The following is a 3,434-nucleotide window of genomic DNA, read 5'->3' as shown; positions in this document are numbered from 1 at the left end:
GAGCGGGACGGGGCGCTGCGTCGGTGCGAGGCGCTGCACCAGGGGTGGGCGATCTGCGTCCGGGCGGCCGACCGTCGCCTACGCTTGGAGCATGGCCCGCAGCACCTCCCCGTCGTCCACCGCCGCGCATCCGGACGGCTGGCCCGGCAAGGACCTCGGGCTCCCGGAGGAGGGCCCCCGAAGCGTCGGCCGCATCGGTCGCCGGGTCGTCGCGCTGCTCATCGACGGAGCCCTCGCTGACCTCGTCGCGTACGTCACGGGTGTGTGGTCGCCGGTCAACGGTTCCGGGGACATCGCGCACTCGTGGGTCCAGATCGCCATCTTCGCCGCGCTGCAGGTCCTCTTCATCTGCCTGCTGTCCGGTTCGTTCGGGCACATCTGTGTCGGCCTGCGCGTCGTGCCGATCCGCGGTGGCTACGTCGGGGTCTGGCGCCCTGTGGTCCGGACGGTGCTGCTCTGCCTCGTCGTGCCGGCGCTCATCATCGATCGTGACAGCCGCGGTGCCCACGACCGGATCGCCGGGACGGTGCTCGTGCGCCGCTGAACTCCGCGGTCACCGCGAGCAGAACGCCCCCGGCCGGTGCGGTCGGGGGCGTTCTGCGTGTACGGGGTCCGGAGATCAGCGCGGACGGCCGGCGCGCGCTCGCATCGGGTCCATGCCCTTCGGGATCGAGGCGGCCGGGCTCTGCGTCAGCGAGTCGAGCCGGTTGGCGACCGCGAGTACCTCGTTGCGGTTGAGTGCCTTCTTGAACTTGTTCATCGCGCGGGGGAGCTTGTGCAACGTCACGGCGTCGTCGCCACCACCGACGTGGACCACGTGTACCGGCACGTTCGGGACGATGCGCTGTACCTTGCGGCGCTCCTCGTCCACCTGGCGGGTCAGGTTGCCGAGCTGGCCCTCGGTGATGAGGACGACGCCCGGCGTGCCGACCGCCCGGTAGACGGCTGCCTGCGAGCGACCGTGCACGGCGACCGGCATCTCGCTCGAGCGCCACTGCCGACGCAGCGAGTTCGAGAGCACGGCACCGACGGCGCCGGGCTGACCCTCGATCTGCGAGTACGCGGCGCGCTCAGCGAGACGGCCGAGGACGATGAGGAAGAGCAGCACGCCGAGCAGCACACCCGCGACGATCCAGAGGACGACCGCGAGCCAGTTCTGACCCGGGAGCAGCAGGGCGAGGAGGACGCCCAGGACGACGGGGACGACGAACGCGAGGGCGAACCACCAGACGGACGACGGGTCGGCCCGACGGGTCATCTGGAAGACCTGGTACATCTGCTTGAGACGACCGGGCTCCTTCGCCTTCGTGTCGGAAGAACTGCTGCGTGCCATGCACACAGGATACGGCCTGAGCGGGCGCTCCGAGACCGGCTCGGAGCAGGCTGTGGGCGAACGGCGCTGCTCCACAGTCGCGCGTGCGGAAGCCTGCGTCGGAGCGGCCGGTACGAGCATGGGAGTCGTGGACACGGACGAGGAACGCAGGACCTGGTGGACGGCTGCGTCCGAGGACGCTGCGCTCGCCTGGGTCGCCGCTCGTTCGGCCACCCCGGAACGGCACCTCGGCCCGGTGCACGCCGTCGGTCGCACCGGGGCAGGGGCCCTGGTGATCGAACTGCTGCGACCCGCGGGTCCGTCGATCGCTGTGGCGCTCGACCGCATCGGGACACCCAGCGTCGGGGTCGCCGTCACCCTGACCTCGCCGCTGGTCGACCTCGCCGTCGACGCGGTGCGCGGGGCGGTCCTGCTCGGACCGGCTCGGTCCGACGACGTCGTCGTGGACGACTCCGGAGCCGTCGTGCTCTGCGACCGGCCGACGGATGCCGCGCCGCTCGGGGACGGGTCGAGCGTCGAGTCCGGTCTCGCCGAGGGCATCTCAGCACTGCTGCTCGCCGTGCGGATCGTCTGGGAACGCGTCGACCCGCAGGAGCCGTGCCGACCCGGGATCGACGCGGCGATCGTCGCCGCCCGGTCCGGCGATCCGGACGCGCTCGTCGCGCTGCGTGAGGCCGTGCGGGACGCGGGCGCGCCGAGGCCGGTCCGCTGGGACCCGCCGGCGGGACTCTTCTCGTTCGAGGAGGCGGTGTCGCCGGCCCCGGGGCCGGAGTCGACAGGGTCGGCGGTCGATGCGGTGATCGGTCGGGTGCGGGACGTCGTCGAACGCGGGGTGCCCGTCGGTGGTCGCTGGGTGCCGGTGCGACAGGTGGGCGTCGGCGTGGTGGTGGCGGTCGGGGTGGTGGTGTCCGCGGTGATGGTGCTCGGCAGATGACCGCCGGGAGCAGCGAAACGGGAGGACCTGTCGCGGATGCGGATGCGGATGGGGATGCGGATGCGGCGGGTGCGGATGCGGAACGGCCCCGCTCCCTGGGGAGCGGGGCCGTTCCGTCGAGCCGCGCCAGCGCCGGGTCCGAGGACCCGGTGGCTGTGCGTCAGTACCCGAGGTTCGGGGCGAAGTTGCCCTCCTCGAGGCGGTTCTTGACCGCGACGAGGTACCGCGACGCGTCCGCGCCGTCGATGATCCGGTGGTCGTAGGACAGCGCGAGGTAGACGAACGAACGGATCGCGATGGCTTCCTGTCCGTCGACCTTCACGACTGCCGGACGCTTCGTCACGATGCCCGTGCCGAGGATCGCCGACTGCGGGAGGAACACCACGGGGGTGTCGAACAGCGCGCCACGCGAACCGGTGTTGGTCAGCGTGAAGGTGCCGCCCGCGAGCTCGTCCGGCTTCAGCTGGTTGTTGCGCGTGCGCTCGGCCAGGTCGGCGATCGACTGCGAGAACTGCGCCAGGTTCAGGGACGCAGCGTCCTTGATCACCGGCGTGAGCAGGCCGCGCTCGGTGTCCACCGCGATCGAGACGTTCTCGGTGTCCGGGTAGACGATCTCGTCGCCGTCGACCGTCGAGTTGATCTTCGGGTGCGCCTTGAGCGCCTCCGACGCCGCGAGGGCGAAGAACGGCATGAAGGAGAGCTTCGAGCCGGTCTTCTCGAGGAACTCGGCCTTGTGCGCGTCGCGGAACTGCGCCACCTTCGTGACGTCGACCTCGACGACGCTCGTGAGCTGGGCGGTCGAGGTCATCGACTGCACCGCTCGCTCGGCGACGACCTTGCGGAGACGGGTCATCTTCTCGCGGGTGCCACGGAGCGGCGACACCTCGGCGACGAAGGGACCGGACGGCGCGGCCGCAGCCTGACCGCCGGCGGCCGGCTTCGCGGCAGCCGCAGCGGCAGCGAGGACGTCCTCCTTGCGGATGCGACCGCCGACACCGGAGCCGGTCACGGTCGAGAGGTCCACGCCCTGCTCGTTCGCGAGCTTGCGCACGAGCGGGGTCACGTAGCCGGAGGCGGAGCCGTCCTGTGTCGGGTTCGGCACCGAAGCCGACTGGCCCGAGGCGGCAGGAGCGGCGGCCGGGGCCGGCGCTCCTGCCGCCTCGGGCC

Annotated in this window: 4 protein-coding genes; 2 read left to right on the top strand and 2 right to left on the bottom strand. The window is 71.8% G+C overall.

Annotated elements, in window-relative coordinates:
• The first annotated feature begins 91 nt into the window (after window positions 1-91).
• Window positions 92-544 (top strand): RDD family protein, encoded by a 453-nt coding sequence (locus tag NS184_RS16955; RefSeq protein ID WP_058727234.1) that lies wholly within the window; start codon window positions 92-94, stop codon window positions 542-544.
• 75 nt (window positions 545-619) lie between these two features.
• On the opposite strand, the gene NS184_RS16950 is transcribed toward NS184_RS16955, so the two are convergent.
• Window positions 620-1,333, bottom strand: coding sequence for a DUF4191 family protein (locus tag NS184_RS16950; RefSeq protein ID WP_058727233.1), 714 nt, complete (start codon window positions 1,331-1,333; stop codon window positions 620-622).
• 127 nt (window positions 1,334-1,460) lie between these two features.
• Here NS184_RS16950 and NS184_RS16945 point away from each other — a divergent pair, with 127 nt between their 5' ends.
• Window positions 1,461-2,267 (top strand): hypothetical protein, encoded by an 807-nt coding sequence (locus NS184_RS16945; protein WP_058727232.1) that lies wholly within the window; start codon window positions 1,461-1,463, stop codon window positions 2,265-2,267.
• A gap of 160 nt (window positions 2,268-2,427) precedes the next feature.
• Here NS184_RS16945 and sucB read toward each other — a convergent pair.
• Window positions 2,428-3,434, bottom strand: a 1,007-nt coding sequence (gene sucB, locus NS184_RS16940) for a 2-oxoglutarate dehydrogenase, E2 component, dihydrolipoamide succinyltransferase (protein ID WP_058727231.1), incomplete at its 5' end; no start/stop codon positions are given.

Origin of the sequence: Curtobacterium luteum (genome assembly GCF_001475545.1) — a bacterium.
In the GTDB taxonomy this organism is placed as follows: Bacteria; Actinomycetota; Actinomycetes; order Actinomycetales; family Microbacteriaceae; genus Curtobacterium; species Curtobacterium luteum_A.
Note: the sequence above shows the minus strand (reverse complement) of the source record. Positions and strands in the feature narration are given on the sequence as shown.